At 68.6% G+C, this 736-nt stretch carries 1 protein-coding gene; it reads left to right on the top strand.

What is annotated here, in order from left to right; genetic code table 11:
- Positions 1-736: condensation domain-containing protein (locus tag FF041_RS23370; RefSeq protein ID WP_194292136.1), on the top strand; the 736-nt coding region annotated here is incomplete at both ends.

Genomic DNA, 736 nt, shown 5'->3' with positions numbered 1-736 from the left:
GATGCTGCGGTATCTCAATCCGGAGACCGCGCCGGAGCTGGCCGCGCTCCCCACCGCGCAGATCGGTTTCAACTACCTCGGCCGATTCACCGATACGGCAACCGATGACGCCGTATGCAAGGCGTGGACGCCCGCAGTGGAAGCCGGCCCGGTCGGCGGTACGGCCGGGGAGTACCCCGTGATGCACGCCATCGAAGCCGAAGGCGTCGTACAGGACTCCACCAATGGTCCCGAGCTCACGCTGACTCTCGTCTGGCCGGAGGGTCTTCTGGCCGAGGAGGCGGCGCGGTCGCTGGTGGACGCCTGGGCGGCGATGCTGGCGGGGCTGGCGGAGCATTCCGAGCGGGCGGGGGCCGGTGGACGTACGCCCTCCGATCTGCCCCTGGTGTCGCTGGACCAGTCGCAGATCGAGGAGCTGGAAGCCCAGGTCCCGGACCTGACCGATGTCCTGCCCGTGACACCCCTGCAAGAGGGCCTCCTCTTCCACGCGCTCTTCGACGAGCACGACGCCGATGTCTATGTGGAACAGATCGACCTCGGCCTTGAAGGGCCCCTGGACACGGCCGTGCTACGCGCTGCCTGGGAGGCGCTGCTCGCGCGGCACGCGAGCCTGCGGGCCGGATTCCGGCAACTGCCCCGTGTGGACCATCCGGTGCAGGTGATCAGCGGTGGAGTGAGTCTGCCATGGCGGGAAGTCGATCTGTCCTGGTCGGCTGAGGACGAGGACGCCGCGAAC

The organism is Streptomyces jumonjinensis (assembly GCF_009600885.1).
Lineage (GTDB): Bacteria > Actinomycetota > Actinomycetes > Streptomycetales > Streptomycetaceae > Streptomyces > Streptomyces jumonjinensis.
The sequence above is the reverse complement of the archived record's forward strand: the minus strand, read 5'-3'. Positions and strand labels throughout refer to the sequence as shown.